Here is a 23,320-nt window from a genome sequence, read left to right as displayed (position 1 = left end):
ACAAGGACTGGTACGCTGTGTTCGCCAAGAGTAGTTGGAAGAGGATTTACAAGACGTTTTTCAACAGGACCTGCCTGGGCATCAACCTGAACCTTAGCTAAAAGAGCATTTCCAACCACAGACAAGTCGTCATCAGTTTCATAAACATGCTTATCTCCAACATGAACTGAATAGACATCTGCTTTCCATGGGATAACCCGAATTGGGATAGTCAACTCATGATTGTCCTTACGAACTTGAAGACTGGTCACTTGTGGGGTCAGGGTAACAGGCACCAATTCCACACTGTACTCATCAAATTGGTCTGGAGTGATGGTTTTGGATAGACCTTGATTGTCCACCAGATTCACTTGAAGACCTGCCAAGTCTACTGTTTCAGCTGGGCGATAGTCTGTCTTAGTCGGTGGGGTTACCAATTCAAGGGCTGTAATAGCAGCTTTATCGAATACTTTGACTGGGGTCACCAATTCCAATGGAATCTCAATTGTCTTAGAAGTTTGGATATTGTTTAATTGAGTCTGGTCGAAACTTGAAGAAATCTCATAGTGACCTAAATCTGGTTGAGGCAAACGATCTCCCAAATCTGTCACAGAAGAACCGGCTGGCAAGGTCACGCTTTCTTCTTTGACAAGTCTTTCACCTTCTTTGAAACGAAGGTGGATTTGGAGACTAGCTGGTACAACAAGCACCGTGACCTCTACCCGCTTCTGACTGCCATCATCATATTTTACAAGGACTGGTACGCTGTGTTCGCCAAGAGTAGTTGGAAGAGGATTTACAAGACGTTTTTCAACAGGACCTGCTTGGGCATCAACCTGAACCTTAGCTAAAAGGGCAGTTTCTACCGCAGTCAGATTATCATCCGTCTCATAAACATGCTTATCTCCAACATGAACCGAATAAACATCTGCTTTCCAGGGGATAACCTGAATTTGGATAGTCAACTCATGATTGTCCTTACGAACTTGAAGACTGGTCACTTGTGGGGTCAGAGTGACAGACACCACTTCCACACCGTACTCATTGAATTGGTCTGGAGTGATGGTTTTGGATAGACCTTGATTGTCCACCAGCTTCACTTGAAGACCTGCCAAGTCCACTGTTTCAGCTGGGCGATAGTCTGTCTTAGTCGGTGGGGTTACCAATTCAAGACCTGTAACTGCAGTTTTATCGAACGACAAAATCGGAGTTGCAGGAATCACCAGCACCACAGGAATATCAATGGTCTGACTAGCAGAAATCCCCGTCAAAACAGACGGATCAAAGCCAGGAGCCAACTGGTAGGTTCCCTTGACTGCCTGGGGCAGATAAGCCTCCACATTGGCCAGCGACTGACCGTCCACAACTTGCACCTGCTCTGACTTCAGCACCTGCCCACTCTGGATAAATCGCAAGGTCAGAGTATGAGTCTGAGGCTGCTGGTCACGACTAACAAGACGATAGTGACCATTTTCTTGGGCAATAGCAAAGCGGTTATAATGATTAGCCAAGCTAACCGAGCTAGTCGGATCAAGCAGACTTTCAACTGTCAAAAAGACCTGATCCACTACAGGTGCCAGCTGAGACTCAAAACCTGTCAGTTCTATTTGAAGAGGACCTGTTACATCCGCAAGCACCTCCAAACGAGAACCAGCTGGAATCACCAATTTACCTTGACCAGCTAGGTCGCCAATTTGAAGAGCTGTCCCATTGTCCAATTGCAACTGACTGCCGGCCCCAATCGTCACCAATCCACTAATCCGATCAACCTGACTGTCCAACGTAACAGCAGCATTTTCAGCCAAGGTCAATTCCTGAATATCAAGGAAGTTGGCACCGTAGATACGAGCGGCATTGATGGTCACCTGATTGTCCATACTATTGGTCGCCACGACCTCTTTAACCTTGGTTGAACGAGAAATCAATTCCACTCGCCCATAGGTCACCTGGTCGTTTTGCCCACCAAGATCGATTTCCTCATCTACTCCAGCAAACTCGGAATCAATGGTGATGGTCACGGGGATGGAACTGGAACTATCCGCATTACCTGCAAAAATCTGACGGAAACGGGTATTAGAATTACCATTCACAACTAGTAACTGGGCATGGTCCCCCGTCGCTTCCCCAGTACGAGCCCCTGCAACGATGGTCGGACGCAGTTTGTCCTGTAACTGATTGACCGTTGTGGACACCGCATCAAAGGTCGCCTGATAGCCATTCAAATAGATGGTTGGCTGGTGACTACCACTCGGAATCATGTTGAGAGTCATATTGGTAAAGGTAGCCGCCGCTCCCAATTCCAGATCTGGTCCGCGGAAGGTCAAGGTGTGGCCCTGACCGTCAATGGTCACAGCCTTATTGATGACAAACGGAGCATCTTGACGGTGGGTCACATTTCGCACCAGCTTAATGACATCACCATCGCTGGCCTGTTGCAAGGCATAGGACAGGCTGTGGTAAGGGTTGGCCTCTGTCCCTGCCCCTTCTGTCGAACTTTCCTGACCGTTGGTCACATAGAAGGTACGGCTGGCTTCTTTTTCCTTATAGATACTGCTTTGGAAATCATTGGTCATAGCCAGGTATTCTTGGAAAATCTGCGTTTTGAGCGAACGAACAGCTGTTACACCCGTTGTCAGATAGGAGTTGTTGGCTTGATTGGTCTTCATCTTAGCCAGATCTTGCTCCACTGCCTGTCGCATCTTGGTTTCCAAATCAGCCAGATCTGTAAACTGACTCGTTGTCTTCAAATCTGTTAATCGTTCCGCCCGTCTTGCATACATAGCCTTCTTAAAGGTCGCTAGATCACCATTGTGTTCTGGCATAATAGCCGCCAGGGCAGCTTGGTCATTGGCGTATTGATTGGACAGATAGGCTACCATACCGTCCTTGTAGCCATATTCTCCAAGGATTTCATAGGCATAGCGACGCATGGTAAAATCACCTACAAAACTGCTATTATTTTGGAGACCAGCATAGACTGGCTCGAATAAAGGCACGACAAAGTAATCATTATGATTGGCAACCCCTCGCGTCTCAAGTCCCTTGAAGGCCAAACGACCAGAAACGATCGCCTTGTCTACCAAGTCATCTACACTTGTCAGACTTGCAGCAACCTCTTCACTAATCGCTCGAAATTCATCTTGGATTTTTAGTGGATTGGTCGGCGAAGGTAAATAGGACAGTTGATTAAAGAGGACAGCCTTATCTGCGGCAGATTTTTCCAGACTGACCTTGGCTTCCAGATAGTCTAAACTGTAGACAACATCCAGCAAACCCTGCATATATTCTTTCAGGTCAGCCTCCGTTTGGAAACGACGAGGTGACTGGTTCTGAGTCCGATTTGCTCCCAATTCATAGGCGGTATTGAGGTTAAAAATCGGAGCATAAGAAGATTGACCTTGGGTATTATTATGGGAATCAAACAGTCCCGTTGCGTACAACTCCGCATCCTTGTTGGTCCGTCGACCGTAGCCATTAAACCAGACCTTGTTGTCAAAAATGTGGGTCATCTCATGGGTGTAGACTGACAAACCATTGTCTGTCAAGGCTTTTCCTAAAAAGAAAGTAATGCGGGTATCGCTGTCCTTCTGCCCACCGGCCTGCAAGAAATTGGAATATAGCCCCATGGGAGTAATAAACTCTCGCACGCCTGGGAGTGCCTTATCCCCAGTTTTTGCTGACCAGAGATTGCGAGCTAACTGACCTGGTTGCCCCAAGGCTTGCAAACTATCCACGACGACAACTGTTGGATGACTGCGTAAGGTATCGCTCTTTTCACTAATACGATACCATACATCGATAAATTCCTGTTGAGACTGGACCGTCTTGTCCAAGCTAGCCTGCAAGGTATCGGTAGCAGCCCCAGCTGGCAGATAGGTATCTCGCAAACCATAGGTAATGGTGTCAGTGGTTGCCAATGCCAGCACCGAATCTGAACTCAGGGTCAGGAGCGGCAGGATATGACTAGCCAAGCGAGGAGAATCCGCCTTCAACTGCTGATAGAGAGAGGAATTGCCATTTGGACTGGTTGACTCTGCGATATGAGCCTTGGATGTTTCCTTAAACCAGGTCTCCACATCCTGTCCTGAAACCCAACGCGGAACTTGACTTTCGATGAACTGAACAAGATCCGCCTGCTTGGTAATCGGTGCTATCTTTTTCTGGTAGGTTGTCAGATTATTTTTCAGCTCCAAGTCAGCATAGGTCTGCGTTCCGATGGAAATCAAGTTGTTCAGGACATCTGTCTGGCTACCAAACACCTCTGGATAATAGAGAATCAGGTCTTTGGCAGCTAGATTCCCGAACTGGAAACCGTACTGGCGGTCAAGATAGGTCAAGCCTAGCAGGATTTTTTCCTTGTTGGCTTTTACAGTAGCGGTATCGACTGCCGTTGATTTCTCAAAAACACCTGTCAGAATAGTATCGAGATTGGTCTGGACGGTTCCAAAATTCTCTCGCATATCCAACTGGTCCATATAGACCTGTCGCTTGCGATTGGCCAACTCTTCAGCCGTTGGCTCTTGCCCATTCTTCTCTCTCTTCAACTCCTGGGCAATAGCCAAGCCATCTAAGAAACGTTCCGTATGATTCAAGTTATCATAAAGACTTTCATAGGTAACTGCTTTTAAGTCTGATGAAACAGCAGTGACCAAATCAACTATATTTTGACTGTTCTTGACGGTTGGGGTGTTGGCTGTAGTGACCGCTTCTACTTGACTGGTACCATCTACAAACACTGTTTGTAGTTTAACAGCCGATTGATTAGTCAAAGAAGTTACCAGCTTTCCATTGGCATCTAGTGGCAGTTTGGCCAACTCCTGAGCTGCCACACTGCGTGCTCTTCGTGCTGAACGTCGAACAGGTTGAACGACTTCTTCTACTGTTGCTGTCTCAGTTGGCTGAACTGGTTGAGTAACCTCGTCCGTTGAACCTGTTGATTCTTGTGCCGTTTGAATAGATTTTGGTTCTACTTGCTCAATAATCTGATGAGAATTTTCGACTGTGAGAGTGCTCTCATCACCAGCTGTATTTGACTGCTCTTCTGCAGTCTGTTCTTGCCCTGCTTCTGTTGGAAGTGCTGCTTGGGGTGCTGAAATGTCTTGAGAGACCACTTCCTTCTGAATAGCTGGTTCTACTTCCACAAGCTGGCTTTCTTGAGCTGGGTTCTCCTGTGTGGCTTGGTTTAATGAGGAACCAACAGTTTCTGGAATTTGAACAGTTACCTCATTGGTTTCCTGCAGTTGATTTGCTTGATCTGTCACTGCCTGACTCGTTTGCTGGCTACTAACATTTGCTTGTGTTGCCTCTTGGGCAGCCACAGCCTGTCCTCCAGCAACACTAAAGCTAATTGCTAAGGCAACAGATACGACACCGATGGAAAACTTACGGATTCCAAAATGGTGCTTTTTTTGTAAAAAATGTAAATTCATTAAAATATAGTCTCCTTTTTGAGCCAAATAAAAAATCTACTACAATTATACGATAAAAAAGAATGCAATACAAAGAAAACGCTGACAAATTTATCGCAACAAAAAATTTCCCAACAAATGGCGTTAGGAAACTTATAAAAATCAATATTTTGTAGTAAACAGTTCGTACCTCACTCCCTCACCGTCTCAATCCTCCACTCCCTCCAACCTCGAAAGCGAATAGCTCCTTGCTGGTCGGTACGATAGACTTGGATATTCCGACTGTCAAAGCGGTCCAAGGTTTCTTGATGAGGATGCTTGTAGCGGTTATTTTCTCCAGCAGATATCAAGACAATCTTGGCTTCGATATGGTCCAAAAATTCAGGATAGGAAGAACCTTTGGAGCCGTGGTGACCGGCTTTGAGGACATCGACAGGCAGGTTGGGATAGGTTTCTATCAAGTCCAACTCCCCTTGCTCCAGGTCTCCTGTAAAGAGAAAGTTAGTTTCCAACAAGCGACCGTAAAGAACAATAGAGTCGTTATTACCACCGTCTCCTGTCCCATCTGGATAAAGGACTTCCAGGTAAGAGTCAAAAATTGGTAGGCGGTCGCCCACTTTTACCACATGGACAGGAGCATTGATTTCTTTCAAAGTCGCTACAAAGTCAGGCACCGTCAGGCTTCCCGGCGACACGACAATCCGACCAATCTGGACCTGCTTAGCCACTTCCAGCACATCGCCCACATGATCCGTATCGGTATGGGTCAGGACCAAACTATCAATCCTATCCACGCCCCGACTGTGCAGATAGGGAATCAAAGTCCGCTCTGCATTTGCCTGCGAAGACCGCTCCTGCCAAGCTTCCTTAGCCGCAAAATCGACCCGACCGCTCACATCAATCAAAACCGTCCGCCCCCGCATATCCCGCAAAAAGATACTGTCCCCCTGCCCAATGTCCACCACCGTCACCTCGTTCTCCAGCGGATGTTTGGTTATGAAAAATAGCAGAGCGAGGACCAGGCTCAGACCTAGGAGCCAGTTTTTCTTCCTGTGGAAATCGTAGAGCATGAACAGACTGACCAGCAAAAGCAAGAGTACCAACCCAGACGGCTTGCCCAGTATCCAAGGGCGAAAGCCCAAGTCTGCCACCCAGACAATGATTTCCTCCATAAAGACAAAAAATCCGTTGACCCAAGTCATCTTGACCAGAGGCGACAGGAGAAAAATGACTGACAAACCTGGCAAGAGCAGGACATCAAAGATAAAGGAAAAGGCAAATGTCAGGAGAATAGATAAGGGTTGAAAGGCATAGAAATAGGTCATGAGCACAGGTAGAATCCCAAGTGAAATACTGAGACTCTCCACCGCAACCTTTTTGACCTGCCCCAAGTCCTCAAAATTAAAGACCGTCAGCAAGAATGCATATGTAAAAGTCAGCACTCCTCCTGCTGTCAGTAAAAATCGGGGCAGCACCAGCAGACAGACAAAGACCGTCACCGCAAAATTATCCAGCTTCCGCAAGCCCATATTTCCCAGAATTTTCTGGACCAGGGACCGCACCACTGACACCGAAAAGCCTGTCAAACCAGCATAGATAAGAGAAAAGGGAATTTGCAACTTATCTACGGCTTCCTTGGTCAGGCCCAAACGCAACAAAATCCAGCGAAACTTGTCGATGAAAAAGCCTACCTGCATACCAGACAGGGCAAAGAGATGAATGATACCCAGACTCGAATAGAGGTCACTCATCTGGTCAAACTCACTATCCAAGTCCCCAAACAAGAGCCCTGTCATGTAGTGACTCATAGGTGCTGGAAAATTGGTTTTGATATAGACCAAGGCCTGCCTCCGCCAGCTTGATAGCCAGTCAAAAACATTCCAAGACTGGATAGGAACAATCTTCTTAATCGCTGTGAGCTTGACAGTCCGATAGATACCCTGTGTTTTCAGATAGGCTTGATAGTCAAAGCCATTGAAATTCCGCTGACCAACTGGCAGGCTGACCTCTGCTTCCACTTCTAGCTGGACCAAACCTGTCAACTTTTGAAAATAAGCCTGCTCCTCCTGACTGGCTAATTTGTAAAAAACCTGATAGGTTTGTCTGTCAGTCCGACCTCGAAAGGACAGGCTGTCGCCGTTTACTTCAATGGTATCTGGAATGACCTGCACAGTGGTGACTTGCTCTGGGGCTGACTGATCTGCCCGCTCCCATTGGACCTTTTGGCATCCGAAAAACAGGCCAAACAGGGCTAGAAGCGGCAGCGTTTTGAGGAAAACTGCCTTACCTTGCCGAAACCCAAAGACAACTAGTAAGAAACTCAGCAGGCCCATTGTCAAGAGGGAAAAAGAGTGGACTGCAAAGTAGGCCGCCACCGCCAAAAGAGCCAAGTGGATGGGCTGGCAGGGGAGCTTAATCGACCGTGACATAAGGTCGAATGCTTTCCATGGTCTTGTCGCCAATGCCCGACACATTGTTGAGGTCGTCTACCGATTTGAAGCCGCCATTGGCCTCACGATAGGCGATAATGTCCGTCGCTCGCTTGGCACCGATGCCCGAAATGGTCTGCAGGTCTGCCTCAGTCGCCGTATTCAGATTGACCAGACTGGTGTTTTTTTCTTCTGAGGACATAGCAGAGCTGGCAGTCGTGCTGGCAACCACCGAGATTTTTTCATCTTTGCTGGCCACATAGACCACCGCTTCGTCGCTGAGCTTCTGAGCCAGATTGATAGACTTGGGATCTGCCTGACTGGTCAAGCCACCAGCCGCCTCAACTGCATCATTAACACGCGCACCAGCTTCTAAGGTGTAAAGCCCTGGTTTTTCCACCGCTCCTTTGACATCAACGACCAGTTGGCTGGGGTCCTCACTTACTTCTGTACTGGTTTCCTCCGTCTGCTCCTGACTGCTAGAAGTTTGTTCGGTCTGTGGAAAATCTGTCAGTCCCGTCTGGTCAGACTTGGCTGGTTGACTGAAGATTAAAAATGTCGCCATAAGTAAGCCAGCCGCTGCGGGCAGGGCAATCTGCCACTTATATTCTTTAAGCATTTCTATATAAGTTTTAATCGTATCCATAAATTACCTCCACCTATATAGTGCGCAAAAGATACAAAAAAACTCGCAAAAGCGAGTTTAAAAATTTTACTTATCGAGTTGAGTACTTGGTTGCCAGAAGAAGCTGGCAATATAGCTAAAGGCATAGGTCAATCCTAGGACGAGGGCAACTAGTAAGAGCACAGGAATACGGTAGATATAGGTCAAGATATTTGGCTTTTTCTTGGTTTGGAAAGAAGTTGCATGGTCATCTAAGCGTTTGAATTCAGCTTCGATTCGACGGGTCACTTCTGCCGTACCTGCATCATCCATACGCTTGATGTCCGAAACATCGATAGGATTTCCAAAAGCCACATCAATTCGCTCACCAGCTAAGAGCCCTTTGATAGTCATAGGACCCACATAGGTAGCTGGCATGAGTTTGACCTTTGCTGACTTGGCAATGACCGCCACACCACCTTTTAGCTCAGATGAATGACGACTTCCAGAAGGAAACATGACCAGCGAACGGTCACTTTTTTTCAACATGTTAACTGGATACTTGATGGCTGCCATGCCAGGATTGTCACGGTCAATTGGAAAGGCTCCACATTTTGAAATCCACCAACCAAAACCGCGGTCTTTGAAGAGTTCTTTTTTAGCCATAAAGATGAACTGCTTGGGAGCAGCTGCGTAGCCAAGAAAGACTGGATCCCAGAAGGTTTTGTGCGGAGCGATAAGAATATAATTTTCCTCCTGTGGCAAAATCTTCTCTCTATCATGATAGTGAATATTGCCATTGATGGCCCACAACAAGAATGTTAATAGTGTTCGTAGATAAGAATAAAACATAAACTTCTCCTTTTCAATCCCTCCTATTATAGCACAAATTTGCGTCAGAACGAAATGTCAGTTTCTTTAAGAACCTACCATAAAATGACCCAATAAGTACAAGGTCCCGACTTGTAAAAACAACTAGATAGTTTTACAATAGAAGCATGATTAAAATTGAACGTGTAGTAGACATCTTAAAAGCGGATGACAACTTCCGCCATATCAAACAAAATAACCAGACTGATAGCACTTGGACGAATGTCCAGTTTGACGCTCTCAGCTATGACAGCCGGACTGTTAGCCCAACGACCCTCTTTTTTGCCAAGGGTTTGGCTTTTAAGAAAGAATTTTTGGAAAAAGCTATCGAGGTTGGACTGGCCTTTTACGTGTCTGAAATCGACTATGAAGTCGGCATTCCTGCTATCATTGTCCATGACATCAAGCAGGCTATGAGCCTGATTGCCATGGATTTTTATGGTCATCCCCAGAAACAGCTCAAACTCCTGGCCTTCACCGGTACCAAAGGTAAGACAACGGCGGCTTATTTTGCTTTTAACATCCTTAAACAGAGCCACAAACCTGCCATGCTTTCGACCATGAACACCACGCTGGACGGCAAAACCTTCTTCAAGTCCACCCTGACCACGCCTGAAAGCCTGGACCTCTTTGCCATGATGGCGGAGGCGGTCAAGAACGGCATGACCCACTTGATTATGGAGGTGTCCAGCCAGGCTTATCTGGTCAAGCGGGTTTACGGGCTGACCTTTGACGTCGGTGTCTTCCTCAACATCAGCCCCGACCATATCGGCCCCATTGAGCACCCAACTTTTGAGGACTACTTCTACCACAAGCGTCTTTTGATGGACAATAGCAGAGCGGTTATTGTCAATGCTGGAATGGACCATTTTGAGGTGGTGAAAAACCAAGTCAGCTCTAAAGACCATGACTTTTATGGGCCGACTTCTGAAAACCAGATTAGTCAGTCAGCAGGTTTTGACTTCACAGCGACTGGCAAATTGGCTGGCCATTACGACATCCAGCTGATCGGTGGTTTCAACCAAGAAAATGCCATCGCAGCTGGGCTAGCCTGTCTTCGCTTGGGGGCAAGTCTGGAAGATATTCACACAGGAATTGCCCAAACCAATGTCCCTGGTCGTATGGAAGTCCTGACCCAGCAAAACGGTGCCAAGGTTTTTGTAGACTACGCCCATAACGGCGATAGTGTCAAGAAGCTGATTGATGTCGTCTTGGAACATCAGACAGGCAAGGTAATTTTGATTCTGGGAGCTCCTGGTAACAAGGGAGAAAGTCGCCGCAAAGACTTTGGACTTCTGCTCAATGACTATCCTCAAATAGATGTTATCCTGACAGCTGATGACCCCAACCGTGAAGATCCAGCTGCTATTGCTGAACAAATCCGTGCCCACATGACCCGTCCAAGCGACTTTATCTTGGACCGGGAAGAAGCCATTCGCACAGCCATGAGCCTGACAAACTCTCCGAAAGATGCCGTCATCATCGCAGGCAAGGGGGCTGATGCCTACCAGATTGTCAATGGCGAAAAGGCCGCCTATGACGGTGATTTGGAAGTAGCAAAACAATATTTGTAACATACGGAGGCTGGGCAAAAAGCCCAGCACCGCTTCTCAAAGTTAGTGTCAACATCTCAGCGCAGTGGTTGATTGGCTTTAACAGTCCAGTGGACTGTTAAAGGTTGGAGATAGTATTTGCGAAGCAAATCTCAGCAATTCGTGTTTTACACTCCAAATCTAACCATTACGACTGATGCGAACAGAGTTCGCTTCATTTCCAACCTCCAACAGTCACTACTCTGACTGTTGGAGCTATGCGGGGGTGGGAGTAAAATAGTCCAGTGGACTATTTTAGCCCGAGCCAACTGCTTGGAAGTGAGGGGAACTCTTTTTATTTTGGTTGAGTTCTTTCCCACTCCCTTTTTTATAACGATTCTCATTAAATTAAAATTTTCAGAAAACTCTTTGTTTTGGTAAATTTTTTTGATATAATACTGGTCGGAACAAATTATTAATGAATCGTATTCTGGAAAGGAGGAGTTTGTGTCTTTGATTCAAGCGGAAAATATCCAAGTCTCTTACGACAATCGGATTATTATTGATGAATTATCAACAAGTATCCCAAAAGGAAATATAACGACGATCATTGGTGCCAATGGCTGTGGAAAATCGACCTTGCTTAAGGCGTTGACAAGGATTATCCCTGTTCAAGAAGGGGCTATCTATTTAGATGGACAAGCCATTTCACAACTACCAACCAAAGAAGTTGCCAAAAAATTGGCCCTGCTCCCTCAGGTCTTAGAAGCGACAGAAGGGATTTCCGTTTATGAACTGGTCTCCTATGGTCGCTTTCCGCATCAAAATGGGCTGGGGCATCTCACTGATCAGGATAGAGAGAAAATCAACTGGGCCTTGGAAGTCACCCAGACCGCTCCCTACGCTAGGTTACCAGTTGATGATTTATCAGGTGGTCAGAGGCAACGGGTTTGGATTGCGATGGCACTTGCCCAAGATACGGATACCATTTTCTTAGATGAACCAACAACCTATCTTGATCTCAATCATCAATTGGAAGTCTTAGAACTTTTAAAAGAACTGAATCAAAGCCGACAGAAAACCATTGTGATGGTCCTTCACGATGTCAATTTATCAGCTCGATTTTCAGATTATATGATTGCCATGAAAGAGGGAGATATTCGCTACCATGGGTCTGTGTCCAATATGATGACAACTGAGATACTGAGGGACATTTTTAGCATTGAACCTCAATTGATGCAGGTTACTGGTCAAGATTACCCTATTTTGCTAACTTACGATTTAAAAAAATAATAAGGAGAAAAAATGAAAAAGTTTTTAGCTATTTTTAGTTTATTTGTTGGGCTGGTTTTCTTAACAGCTTGTTCTACCTCTTCCTCTTCAACAGACGTAGAATTGTCTAGCATGCCAAAGATTGAAGGCATTACTTACCACGGTGACATTCCTAAAAATCCTAAAAAAGTTGTCAACTTTGCTTACTCTTACACAGGCTATCTCTTACAATTAGGAATTGATGTATCTAGCTATAGTCTAGATTTAGAAAAAAATAGTCCTGCATTTGGAGACAAACTAAAGGATGTTCCACAATTGACAACGGCAGATACAGAAGCAATTGCCGCACAAAAACCAGATGTCATTCTAGTATTTGCTGGTGATGATAACTTAGAAACACTGAAAGAAATTGCTCCAGTTATTGAAATCACTTATGGAAAGAGTGACTACCTGAAAATGCTGACAGATGTTGGTCAGATTTTTGGAAAAGAAAAGGAAGCACAAGCTTGGTTAGATCAATGGGATAAGAAAGTTGCTACTGCGAAAGAGGAATTGAAAGGATTGATTGATACAAGTTCAACATTTACCGTCATGGACTTCTTCGATAAGAACATCTTCCTTTATGGTAATAACTTTGGTCGTGGTGGAGAATTAATCTATCGCGCTCTCGGTTTTGCCGCTCCTGCAAAGGTTCAAGAAGACATCATCAATAAAGAAGGCTGGTTTGGGGTATCTCAAGAAGCTCTTCCAGAATATGTTGGCGATTATGTCCTTGTTAACGTCAATGATAAAACAAAAGAAGCAGCTGCCTCTCTCAAAGAAAGTGATATTTGGAAAAATCTACCTGCTGTAAAGAATGGTCACGTCATCGAGATAGACTATAACCTCTTCTACTTCTCCGATCCGATATCTTTAGATTTACAAATTGACGCCTTTGTCTCAGAAATTCAAAAACTTCAGTAAAAGGACTGGATATATGAACAAACTAGTAAGTTCTCGTTATCCCAAAACAAAGCCAAAGAATATTTGGCTTGTTTTTTTCATCATCTGTCTTTCTTTCATAGCTGGAGTCTATCTTAGTTTACGCTTTGGAGCTATTTCTTATAGCCACCAACAACTGATAGAAACCCTAAAGCATCCACTGACAGATTCTTCCGCTCAGGATGTTATCATCGATTTGCGCTTGCCTAGAATGGTAGCCGCCATCTTGGTGGGAGCTGCCATGGCCCAAGCTGGGGCAATGATGCAAGGAATTACACGCAATCCGATTGCCGATCCTGGCTTATTAGGAATCAATGCTGGAGCAGGACTTGCTCTCATTGTTGCCTATGCTCTATTCGGCGGTTTGCACTACAGTCAAATTTTATTAATATGTTTACTGGGCTCCTGTCTGGCAGCCGGTCTAGTCTTTGGTCTAGCTTATCAGGTGCAAAAAGGCTACAATCAACTACGTTTAATTTTATCTGGCGCCATGGTAGCAAGTCTATTTTCTGCTATTGGTCAGGCTATTACTATCTACTTTGATTTATCAACTGCAGTGATTGGCTGGCAAGCAGGGGGATTGGTACAGGTAAACTGGAAGATGCTGGCCATCATTGCTCCTCTTATCATCATCGGCCTCATCCTTGCTCAGCTCTTTTCGCATCAGCTGACCATCCTGAGTCTCAACGAAACCGTTGCTAAAAATCTAGGTCAACGAACCTTACTGATAACCTTGGTTTTGTTGGGAATTGTCCTTCTACTCTCAGCTTCTGCGGTAGCTCTTGTGGGCTCACTTTCTTTTATCGGGCTCATTATTCCTCACTTTATCCGCATGTTTACAGGGAAAAATTACAAGCTACTCTTGCCATTAACTGCCTTTGCAGGGGCTAGTTTCCTCATCTGGGTAGATTTGGTTTGCCGTTCTATCAATCCACCTGTTGAAACTCCCATTAGCGCAGTCATCAGTATCATTGGTCTCCCTTGCTTCCTATGGTTGATTAGAAAGGAGAAACACTTTTGATAAGACATCACAACTATCTAAAAATATTCACATTCCTGCTAATCCTTTTATTTGTCATTTTCCTACTTTCCTTATCTATCGGCTATAGCAATTCATCCTTTTCAGATCTCATCGACATCATGAGTGGGCGTGCCAGTTCATCGACTCTACTGATCATTGGGCGAATTCGCTTACCTAGAATAATCGCCTCCATTATTGGAGGGGCTTCTCTGGCTTTGGCGGGTTTGTTGCTACAAACTTTGACCCGCAATCCTCTGGCAGATTCTGGAATATTAGGAATCAACGCAGGAGCTGGTCTTGTTGTGGCATTATTTGTCGGTCTCTCTTCAAAAATCAGCCCTGTCTTATTGAGTCTCATGCCTCTATTTGCTATGATGGGCGGTGGATTAACCATTTTTCTAGTTTACTGGATTGCACGCAAGAAGCTGTACGGCATCCATCCTGCACGCTTAATTATCACGGGAGTTGGAATTTCGAGCATGTTATCTGGTATCATGGTTAGCATCATCAGCCAATTAGATGACTTTAAGATGGAATACATTGTCCAGTGGCTCAGTGGTCGAGTAAATGGTGGAGATTGGAAAACTATCGCAATCTATACTCCTCTTCTTCTCTTGGTATGGCTGGCAACGTTTAGTCGAAGTCGCTCACTCAATATTATGAATCTAAACGACCAGACAGCCATGGCTTTGGGACTCCACTTACAGCGTGAAAGACGGATTACCTTGGTATTGGCTACCGCCCTAGCCTCTCTTAGTGTCATTTTAGTTGGTAATATCACCTTCGTCGGTCTCATTGCTGGTCACATTGTGCGCAAATGGTTAGGAAATGACCATCGTGTCATCATTCCAGCTACTATGATAATAGGAAGCTTCATTCTACTTCTAGCGGATACCATAGGACGAGTACTACTTGTCGGAACAGGCATCCCAACCGGCATCATCGTCTCCCTTATCGGCGCCCCCTATTTTCTGTGGTTACTAAAACAAGAAGGCTAGATGACTCCAGCCTTCTTATTATTTTTCTAGGTAAAGTTCAATATCCTCTTTAAGTTTTAATGGACTAGTTGTTGGTAAATATCGTTTGACCACACGCCCTTGTCTATCCACCAAAAACTTGGTAAAATTCCACTCAATTCGACCTCCTAATAAGGTCAATTTTTCTTTCTTAAGATAGCGATATAGCGGACTAGCTTCAGATCCATTCACAGCAATTTTAGCAAAACGAGGAAAAGTTGTACCATAATTCAAGCTACAGGTCTGATTGATGTCTTCCGCAGAACCGGGAGCCTGATTTAAAAATTGATTACAAGGAAAATCTAGCACGACAAAACCTTTGTCTTTATAGCTATCATATAGCTCCTGTAGTTCCTTGTATTGGGGTGCCAATCCACAACCTGGCGCTGTATTGACTATAAGTAAAACTTGTCCTTGATACTCAGCTATGGACTGATCTGTTCCATCTTGTTTTTGTACTGTAAAATCATAAATGCTCATTATATATCCTCCTCTAGTCAAAATAAGTGAATAAATGTTCCATTTCATTTGGTGTGAGTTGTCTGTATGCACCTCGTTCCAAATCCCCCAGTTCAAAACCACCAAAGGAAATCCGCTTGAGATAAGTGACCTTGACACCATAGGCTAAAAACATCTTTTTGACCTGATGAAACTTACCTTCTGCCAGCTTGATGGTCGCTCTGCTATGGTCCAAAGAAGCCTCCAAGACAGTCAAATCTGCAGGCTGACACCGTGTTCCATCCAAGAAAGTAACACCTGAGGCAAAAAATTTTGAAGCATCCTCAGCCAAGCATCCATTTACCTCCACATAGTAGACCTTGTCCACATGGTGACTGGGATGGAGCATGCGATAACCGAGCGGACCATTGTTGGTAATGAGGACTAGGCCTTCGGTATCCCTGTCCAGGCGACCGACTGGGTAGAGACCTTCCCTACTGTCTTGCGGAGAAATCAAGTCGATGACTGTCTGATGCTCCTGGTCTGTCACGGCAGAAACGACTCCTGCTGGTTTATGAAGCAAATAATAGGCGGAACCTTCTAAGGCAACTTTTTTACCCGAAACTTGGATAGTTTGTAACTCTGGGTCAACAATCTGGCTTAGGCTTTGAGCAGGTCGTCCGTTAATCTTGATTTGCTGGGCTTTGAAAAGTTTTTTTACTTGCTTACGCGAGCCAACTTTGGCTTTCTCTAAACATTTGTCCAATCTCATGGGACTATTGTATCACAAATCATATAGCTTGACTCTTTTTGAAAAAAGTTTATAATACTAGTTAGTGATATATTTTTTTACAAAGGAAATCCAATCATCCTATTGGATTTCCCATTTCTTCAGTAAGGGAGAAAATTCATGGGACTTTTACAAGATGGCAAATGGGTGGATCAATGGTATGACACCAAGTCAACAGGCGGTAAATTTGTCCGTACTATCACACAATTTCGCAACTGGATTACGCCAGACGGACAGGCAGGCCCAACAGGAGAGGGCGGTTTCAAGGCTGAGTCTGGTCGCTACCACCTCTATATTTCTCTGGCTTGTCCTTGGGCTAGTCGGACCTTGATTATGCGAAAATTGAAGGGCTTGGAAGACCATATTTCCTTGTCTGTCGTTCATCCCCTCATGTTAGAAAATGGCTGGACTTTTGCAGACGGACCTGGCGTGATCAAGGATTCCCTCTTTAACAGCGACTATCTCTATCAGGTATATTTGAAGGCTGATCCACACTATACAGGACGTGTCACCGTTCCAGTTCTTTGGGATAAGAAAACCAATACAATCGTAAGCAACGAGTCTGCCGAGATTATGCGGATGTTCAATACCGCCTTCAATGACATTACAGGCAACTATGATGACTACTATCCAGAACACCTACAGGCTGAGATTGATGCCATGAATGACTTTGTCTATCCAAACATCAACAACGGTGTCTACAAGGCAGGTTTTTCAACCAGTCAAGCAGTCTATGAAAAAGAAGTCAAAAATCTCTTTGCTGCCTTGGATAAATTGGAAGAACATTTGGCGGATAATGACTATCTGGTGGGCAATCAGCTGACAGAGGCTGATATTCGACTCTTTACCACCTTGGTACGTTTTGACCCTGTATACTTTGGACATTTCAAATGCAATCTCAAGGCTTTGGTTGACTATCCAAACTTGTGGGATTATACCAAGCGGATTTACAACCATGCTGGTATTGCGGAGACAGTTGACTTTGACCATATCAAACAGCACTACTACGGTAGCCACAAAACCATTAACCCAACAGGCATTGTTCCTGTCGGACCTGACTTGGACTGGACATTATAAGATATAGGGAGTGGGACAAAAATCGGTAACCCGCAGGGTTCGATGAGTCGTTAGCCCACCCCCGCACAGTTGAGTAGGGCTGTAAAAGCTGATAAAATCAGCTAATTAGAGCCCACTCAACCACTGCGTCAAGTTTAACTATTGAAAAAACTAATGAGGCCAGGACTTTTGTCCCAGCCTTTTCGTATGGTATAATAGGTCAGATTTTTTTGAAAAGGAGATTGACATGTCTGAAATTATCGCAAAACGCGTATCAAACTATGAATTGTTTTATGACTTGGTCTTTGTATTAGCTACCTCTTCACTGACTGGCCTCTTACACGGGGACCATATCGGTCTCAGGGAAATTCTAACTTTTATCACCGCTAACCTGATTATTATGACCTTGTGGATTAATGAGACGATTTACCTCAACAAATATGGTGAACGGGATTTGTTGGATATTAACACGATTATTGCGTCCATGTTTGTAGTGGGACAATTATCCCTGAACTTTAGCCATGATTTTGAAGCGACAGCCCTACCCTTTACTATCTTTTTGACCCTGTCTTATTTGCTACTTTGCTTGCAGTACTACCTTCGTGGGCGAAAAATCGGTTTTACGGCTGATATTAAGCATAGTCTCTATATGTTTGGGATTTATTTGCTGGTATTTTTCTTGGCTTTGGTAGCTATCTACTTCAATTTCTGGACCTATGATGAAAAGAGCCTCTTGCTTTTTTATCTTCCATTTGTCATTTCCTATTTCTTCAAGGACAAACTCAGTCACGATGTCATGAACTTTCCTCACATTGTTGAACGGTGTCAGTTGATTACTATTATTACTTTTGGTGAAACGGTCATTGCGATTTTGAAGAATTATCCGATTCAGACGCATCTACTCACTGGTGTTCTCTTCTTCTTGGCTATGGCGTTCTCCTTTATGTTTTACATTTCGCAAACCTATCCATCACCGCAAGGCAGATGCGACTGTTCTACTATACGCTCATTTGGTGATTGTTCTTGGCTTGAATTTCTTCACAGTGGCAATGGAGCTTTTCCCTAGTCATCATAATGATTTGGCCTTGCCCATGCTGATTGTAGGAAACCTTCTCTTCTATAGTGGTATCCTTTCGACCTCCTTCTATAATCAACAAGTCCATCAAGTTGGCAGGAGAGGGCTGTTCATCTATGCTCTCATTTTACTAATTGGAAATGTTGCCTTATTGCTGGATGGGCATTCAAATATCCTACTATTTGTTATCTTAAACCTGCTCTCACACGCTATGATTGCCTATCATGTTATTCGCTTCCGCAAAGCCAACCACAGTTTGTTGGGAGAAGATATATAATCAGTTTATTACAGTAAAAGAACAAAAAAAGCAAGGAGACTTCCTAATTCAAAGCCTTCTTGCTTTTTATTATAACTGTATCTAACTATTTTAAAAATAAGTTTAAATCTCCCTTATATGCAGCCCATTCGGAAGTTAAAAATTCTTTTTTTAACTGATAATGAACAGGTGCTTGTTGTTCTGTCAAGAATGGGTGGATATACTTATCAAGCTCCAGCCAGCCTTGCCAACCGATGTGGATTGTATCTTGCATAAAATAATCTATCCCCCCCTGCTCCGACAAATCAGCAATATGATTGAAACCTTGACTGGTCAACTGGTACTTAATCTTTGCTACTGTTGCCCGATACATATCTTTATTGAGACCAGTGTAGTTCATCCAACGTTCATTAACTGGGGGAATTACAAATAGCACATCAGTCTGATGTTTAGCAAATTCATTCAAAACCAGCTGAAAATCATTGTACTCCGGTGATTGCAGATAAGATATTTTTGTCTGGGATTGTTTGAGTTTTTTGATTTTTGACTGAAGACGATTTCTATAAAACCTATCATCAATTTGGAAATCATTTGATTGAGTAGAACGACTCCCGTCCTCATTAGCCACTTTACTCAAGCGGTCATAGGAAAAAGGCTCTGGAAGTTTCATCGCTTCCGTTTCTACCAATCCTAAATTACTACCAGAATCAGCAAAGCGACTAAATAAGGCATCTTGCTTTTCTAATAAATAGGCTTGCCAGGTCAACTGCTCTCTATCCCATTTCGACAATTCCTTACCACCAGCTACTTTTTGAAACATTCCTGTCAAACTACAGTCTGATTTAAGCTCTAAGAAACGCTTTGCTGCATATCTATCATAGTCATCCTCAGCACTTGTTTGCAGAAAATGAGTGGCTTGATCACTACTAAAATATTGTTCAAATGCCTTAGATGATGCCCCTTTGGGTGAAAACCATTGAGGAGAAACAACATAGATAGCCTGACTATTTTTTAAATGTGCCCCAATCTGTTGCATGCCAAAATATTGTGTCAGCGAAGCTGCACCACGTTGTCCTAACAAATAGGGAGTATACTCTCTCTGATAGGCATCTGCCAACACTGACGGATGCATACTATCAAAACGTGACCATTCACTTGACCCAAAGAAAGGAACAAAGCGATGATTTTTGTCTCCCAGAGCTCTATTTTTCTTATATTTGCTCTTAAAACTAATATAAGACAATGCTACTGCATCTTGTTTTTCTTCTTTGAAATTTGACCGAGAAGAACTCGGGAAAAACAACAAGGTGAGAATAACTAAAAACGTTGCACAAATCACAGGCCCAAAAATCTGCCACAATTGCTTACGCATGCATCAACTCCACAACACCAGAAATGATTTTGTTAGCTGTATTCCAATCTTCACGACCAAACTCTGAAACTGGAACTGTAATATTAAAACGACTTTCTAACTCCACAATAAGTTCTACGGTCCCCATACTATCCAAAACACCCGCATCAAATAGGTCTTCATCCATCATTTCAGATACATCTTCCATAAATAATTCTTCGATAATATTCAATATTGTTTCTTTTACATCCATTTTTTATTCCTTTCTACGATTCATACAATCGTTACCTATTGTCTACTTGAACCACAATTTATCTAAAAATCCTGAAAATATCAAGAAAGAGAACATGACCGTATGGAAGGTCACAAACATACCAGCGAAACTCGTCCAACGATTATCCGGCAGTGGTTCTTGCCCAGCTTTTTTTCGAGCTAAATTAATTGATTTCTTCTTACGAATCCAAGCATCATTGATGATCAACCCCAAAGCATGAAAGAGACCATATGCAATATAATACCATGTTACACCATGCCACAAGCCCATCAAGAGCATATTTAACAGATAGGCAACATTAGATACCGTATTTCGATTTTTGAAAACCTTATGTTTCAACAAAGCCTTAACCAGACGCATGAAAACAAAATCACGGAACCAAAAAGATAAGCTGATATGCCATCGATTCCAAAATTCCTTAAGATCACGCGATTTGAACGGTTGATCAAAGTTAATTGGGCAGCGAATACCCATAAGATTGGAAATACCTATGGCAAACATGGAATAGCCTGCAAAGTCAAAGAATAATTCAAAACCATAAAGATACATAACTCCAATAGTAGGTAAGTTAAACCATCCACCTTGATCCAAGACTACTGCCTTTAAAGGCTCCAGTAAAGTATGCCCAATAAAATAGGCTAGAATAAACTTATATAAGAAGCCCATCATAATATAATGCACAGTCTGATCGAGCATATTTAATAACTCAGTTCGCTCAGGAATTTGTTTGTAATCTTCCGTAAACCGTCTATAACGATCAATAGGACCACTCGAAATAGTTGGCATAAATAGCAAAAATCGTAAAAAACTCCCTAAACTAAATTCCGTTAGTAAACCGTCCCGCATTTCAATCACCATTCCGACCGACCGAAACGTTAAATAAGAAATACCTAAAAAACCGAAAATTGCCCCATGCTGACTAAAAGTCGGTGCCAACTTTACCCAAGTCAACGGAAAAACAGCTAAACATACGATTAAATAGAAGACCCAGCTTTGATTTGCCCGTTGACGATAATGCTTGTAGAAAAAAATCAACATTGTCTGCCAAATGATATAGGCCAATAAAGACAGCAACTGTATTGTCTTTGTACCTGTAAACATCAAGACAATGAAGGCTAAACTAACACCTGTTTCATACAAGGGGAAACGTTTTTTAAAAAAGAGTCCTATAAAAATTGGTACTAGCGCCAAGACTAGATAGAAAAAGTACAATGGATTCCCATAAGGCTCTAACTGAGGTAGCTGTTTGAAAAACTCCATCATTGAGCATTCACCTCAGCGATCAATCCCTTAATATCAATCTTCCCATTTGCAGTCAAAGGAAGACTGTCTCGATAAATAAACTTCGAAGGCATCATATAATCCATCATCCGTTCTTTTAATTCCTGCTTGATGACCTTGGTTAACTCCAACTCTCGATCGAACTGCTCCATAATCCCTGCTTTAGGGACAACATAAGCTAACAGATTTTGCACTTTATGGTCAGCATTATAACGTGGAACAGCTACCGCAGCCTCAATATAGGTTGATTTATTTAAGTGTTGGGCAACTTCTTCCAACTCGATACGATAACCATTATATTTAATTTGGAAATCCATACGCCCACCATAGAGTAACAGACCTTCATCTGTCATTACACCCAAATCCCCAGTATAATAGGCCTGTAAGCCGTCAAACTGGAAAAATGCCGCCTCGGTTCTCTCAGGATTATTCAAATATCCTTTAGAGACAGCAGGACCTGATACAACAATTTCTCCCTGTTGACCATTCGGTACTACTTGACCATCCTCATCCAAAATAAAAGTTGGCGAGTCTGGTTTGGTATAGCCAATCGGCAAACGTTTATAATTCACCAGCATCTCATCAGTGATGGCAACTGCTGATAAGGCGACTGTAGCTTCGGTCGGTCCATAAGCGTTAACAATCACAGCTTTTGGAAAACGTTCGCGGAGCTTCTGAGCTGTTTTTACAGTTAACTCCTCTCCGTCAAAATAGAAATGCGTCAAATCTGGTAAATGTTCCCCATCAAACTCACGAGATAGCAAAGCCATATCTACAAATGATGGTGTCGAAGTCCAAATCTTAAATGGCAAAGTTTGAATAGCTGCAAATAAGGTCTTAAAATCCAAAGTCAACTCTTTCGGTAGGGCAAATAAGGTCCCACCAAGGGCAAGCGTCGGAGCCCAATACATAACCGACAAGTCAAACGAATAGGAAGGTTGAGCCAACATTTGCGGTCGCTCTGGTAGCGCAAACTCCTTATCCCTTATCATCCAGTTAGTGAAGCTGAGCAAATTGTCATGCGAAATTTGCACCCCTTTTGGTTTACCCGTTGTCCCAGAAGTGAAGATAACATAGTAGGTATCATCTCCACTTACAGGATGCATCAACTGATAAGTCGACTTCTTCTCAAAAATGGCTTCAACTTCAGACAAACCAAGCACTGGCAAACTTGTCTCTAGCGGAAAGTCTGCTACCGCAAATACCAAACTCGGCTCTGCTATTTCCAGAATAGCTTCAATCCGATCCAAAGCAGAATGACTATCTACAGGGATATACGGATGACCAGCCTTGGTTAAAGCTACAAAGATTGCCAACATCTGGTACTCCTGTCCGCCAAAAACAAGAACAGGAGAGTTTGCTGGTAAATCCAAACTATCAATATGGGCTGCTAAAGAATCTGAATCTGCCTTTAAATCCCCATAACTGTACAACTGTTCTAGATAATGGTAAACAGGGTAGTCAGGATTTTCTGTCGCAAAATGCTCTACCCGCTCTAACATACTGCTAATCTTTTTTATACTCTCCTCTTTAAAACTCATTATAGATAAATCCTCCCTGTCCAATGTCTAAATAACTATACAGATACAAAAGTAGTAACAATATAAAAAAATAGAACAGGGTTCTACAGATAAATCGTACAACTGGATGTTGCATGTTCTATCTCCTTCCATCTCTTATTCCTGCG

Annotated in this window: 17 protein-coding genes and 1 pseudogene; 7 read left to right on the top strand and 11 right to left on the bottom strand. The window is 43.5% G+C overall.

Features of this window, described 5'->3' with window-relative positions:
- From SST111_RS09500 to SST111_RS09485, 4 genes are all read right to left on the bottom strand, one after another.
- Positions 1-5,408: ZmpA/ZmpB/ZmpC family metallo-endopeptidase (locus SST111_RS09500; RefSeq protein WP_142350756.1), on the bottom strand; the 5,408-nt coding region annotated here is incomplete at its 3' end.
- A 170-nt stretch (positions 5,409-5,578) separates the two neighbouring features.
- A complete protein-coding gene (locus SST111_RS09495; RefSeq protein WP_099810955.1) occupies positions 5,579-7,816 on the bottom strand; it encodes a DNA internalization-related competence protein ComEC/Rec2 in 2,238 nt (745 codons plus the stop codon).
- Positions 7,800-8,462: a helix-hairpin-helix domain-containing protein gene (locus tag SST111_RS09490; protein WP_099810953.1), complete on the bottom strand. Its 663-nt coding sequence runs from the start codon at positions 8,460-8,462 to the stop codon at positions 7,800-7,802. Before SST111_RS09490 ends, SST111_RS09495 begins: the two co-directional genes overlap by 17 nt.
- Positions 8,463-8,528: 66 nt before the next feature.
- Positions 8,529-9,272 (bottom strand): lysophospholipid acyltransferase family protein, encoded by a 744-nt coding sequence (locus SST111_RS09485; protein WP_099810951.1) that lies wholly within the window; start codon positions 9,270-9,272, stop codon positions 8,529-8,531.
- 146 nt (positions 9,273-9,418) lie between these two features.
- Between SST111_RS09485 and SST111_RS09480 the strand changes: the two genes are divergently transcribed.
- The 5 genes from SST111_RS09480 (at position 9,419) to SST111_RS09455 (ending at position 15,094) form a co-directional block, all read left to right on the top strand.
- On the top strand, positions 9,419-10,864 hold the full coding sequence (locus SST111_RS09480; protein ID WP_099810949.1) for a UDP-N-acetylmuramoyl-L-alanyl-D-glutamate--L-lysine ligase: 1,446 nt from the start codon (positions 9,419-9,421) through the stop codon (positions 10,862-10,864).
- A 465-nt stretch (positions 10,865-11,329) separates the two neighbouring features.
- Positions 11,330-12,115, top strand: coding sequence for an ABC transporter ATP-binding protein (locus SST111_RS09470; protein WP_099810947.1), 786 nt, complete (start codon positions 11,330-11,332; stop codon positions 12,113-12,115).
- Positions 12,116-12,127: 12 nt separating this feature from the next.
- Positions 12,128-13,057 (top strand): ABC transporter substrate-binding protein, encoded by a 930-nt coding sequence (locus SST111_RS09465; protein ID WP_099810945.1) that lies wholly within the window; start codon positions 12,128-12,130, stop codon positions 13,055-13,057.
- A gap of 13 nt (positions 13,058-13,070) precedes the next feature.
- Complete coding sequence (locus tag SST111_RS09460) at positions 13,071-14,096, top strand: FecCD family ABC transporter permease (RefSeq protein WP_029185280.1); 1,026 nt, start codon at positions 13,071-13,073, stop codon at positions 14,094-14,096.
- On the top strand, positions 14,093-15,094 hold the full coding sequence (locus tag SST111_RS09455; RefSeq protein ID WP_099810943.1) for a FecCD family ABC transporter permease: 1,002 nt from the start codon (positions 14,093-14,095) through the stop codon (positions 15,092-15,094). Before SST111_RS09460 ends, SST111_RS09455 begins: the two co-directional genes overlap by 4 nt.
- Positions 15,095-15,112: 18 nt before the next feature.
- On the opposite strand, the gene SST111_RS09450 is transcribed toward SST111_RS09455, so the two are convergent.
- Positions 15,113-15,592 (bottom strand): glutathione peroxidase, encoded by a 480-nt coding sequence (locus SST111_RS09450; protein ID WP_099810941.1) that lies wholly within the window; start codon positions 15,590-15,592, stop codon positions 15,113-15,115.
- Positions 15,593-15,605: 13 nt separating this feature from the next.
- Entirely contained in the window at positions 15,606-16,322 is a 717-nt protein-coding gene (locus SST111_RS09445; RefSeq protein ID WP_043026840.1) for a pseudouridine synthase, read from the bottom strand.
- 138 nt (positions 16,323-16,460) lie between these two features.
- Here SST111_RS09445 and SST111_RS09440 point away from each other — a divergent pair, with 138 nt between their 5' ends.
- On the top strand, positions 16,461-17,417 hold the full coding sequence (locus SST111_RS09440) for a glutathione S-transferase family protein (RefSeq protein WP_099810939.1): 957 nt from the start codon (positions 16,461-16,463) through the stop codon (positions 17,415-17,417).
- A 226-nt stretch (positions 17,418-17,643) separates the two neighbouring features.
- A pseudogene (locus tag SST111_RS09435) lies at positions 17,644-18,748 on the top strand (low temperature requirement protein A).
- 85 nt (positions 18,749-18,833) lie between these two features.
- Here SST111_RS09435 and dltD read toward each other — a convergent pair.
- Genes dltD through dltX form a run of 5 tightly spaced genes read right to left on the bottom strand, consistent with a single transcriptional unit; the run spans position 18,834 to position 23,289 of the window.
- A complete protein-coding gene (gene dltD / locus SST111_RS09430) occupies positions 18,834-20,099 on the bottom strand; it encodes a D-alanyl-lipoteichoic acid biosynthesis protein DltD (RefSeq protein WP_029179772.1) in 1,266 nt (421 codons plus the stop codon).
- The gene (gene dltC / locus SST111_RS09425) at positions 20,092-20,331 is read right to left on the bottom strand and encodes a D-alanine--poly(phosphoribitol) ligase subunit DltC (protein ID WP_002937198.1); all 240 of its coding nucleotides are present in this window, start codon (positions 20,329-20,331) and stop codon (positions 20,092-20,094) included. The genes dltD and dltC overlap by 8 nt, the downstream gene beginning before the upstream one ends.
- Positions 20,332-20,373: 42 nt before the next feature.
- Positions 20,374-21,615, bottom strand: a complete 1,242-nt coding sequence (dltB, locus tag SST111_RS09420; protein WP_099810937.1) for a D-alanyl-lipoteichoic acid biosynthesis protein DltB — start codon at positions 21,613-21,615, stop codon at positions 20,374-20,376.
- On the bottom strand, positions 21,612-23,174 hold the full coding sequence (gene dltA / locus SST111_RS09415; protein WP_099810935.1) for a D-alanine--poly(phosphoribitol) ligase subunit DltA: 1,563 nt from the start codon (positions 23,172-23,174) through the stop codon (positions 21,612-21,614). The genes dltB and dltA overlap by 4 nt, the downstream gene beginning before the upstream one ends.
- Positions 23,164-23,289, bottom strand: a complete 126-nt coding sequence (dltX, locus tag SST111_RS09410) for a teichoic acid D-Ala incorporation-associated protein DltX (RefSeq protein ID WP_002937209.1) — start codon at positions 23,287-23,289, stop codon at positions 23,164-23,166. The genes dltA and dltX overlap by 11 nt, the downstream gene beginning before the upstream one ends.
- Positions 23,290-23,320 lie beyond the last annotated feature (31 nt).

Origin of the sequence: Streptococcus suis YS161 (genome assembly GCF_002760245.1) — a bacterium.
In the GTDB taxonomy this organism is placed as follows: domain Bacteria; phylum Bacillota; class Bacilli; order Lactobacillales; family Streptococcaceae; genus Streptococcus; species Streptococcus suis_I.
This window is presented reverse-complemented; position numbering and strand designations above follow the sequence as displayed.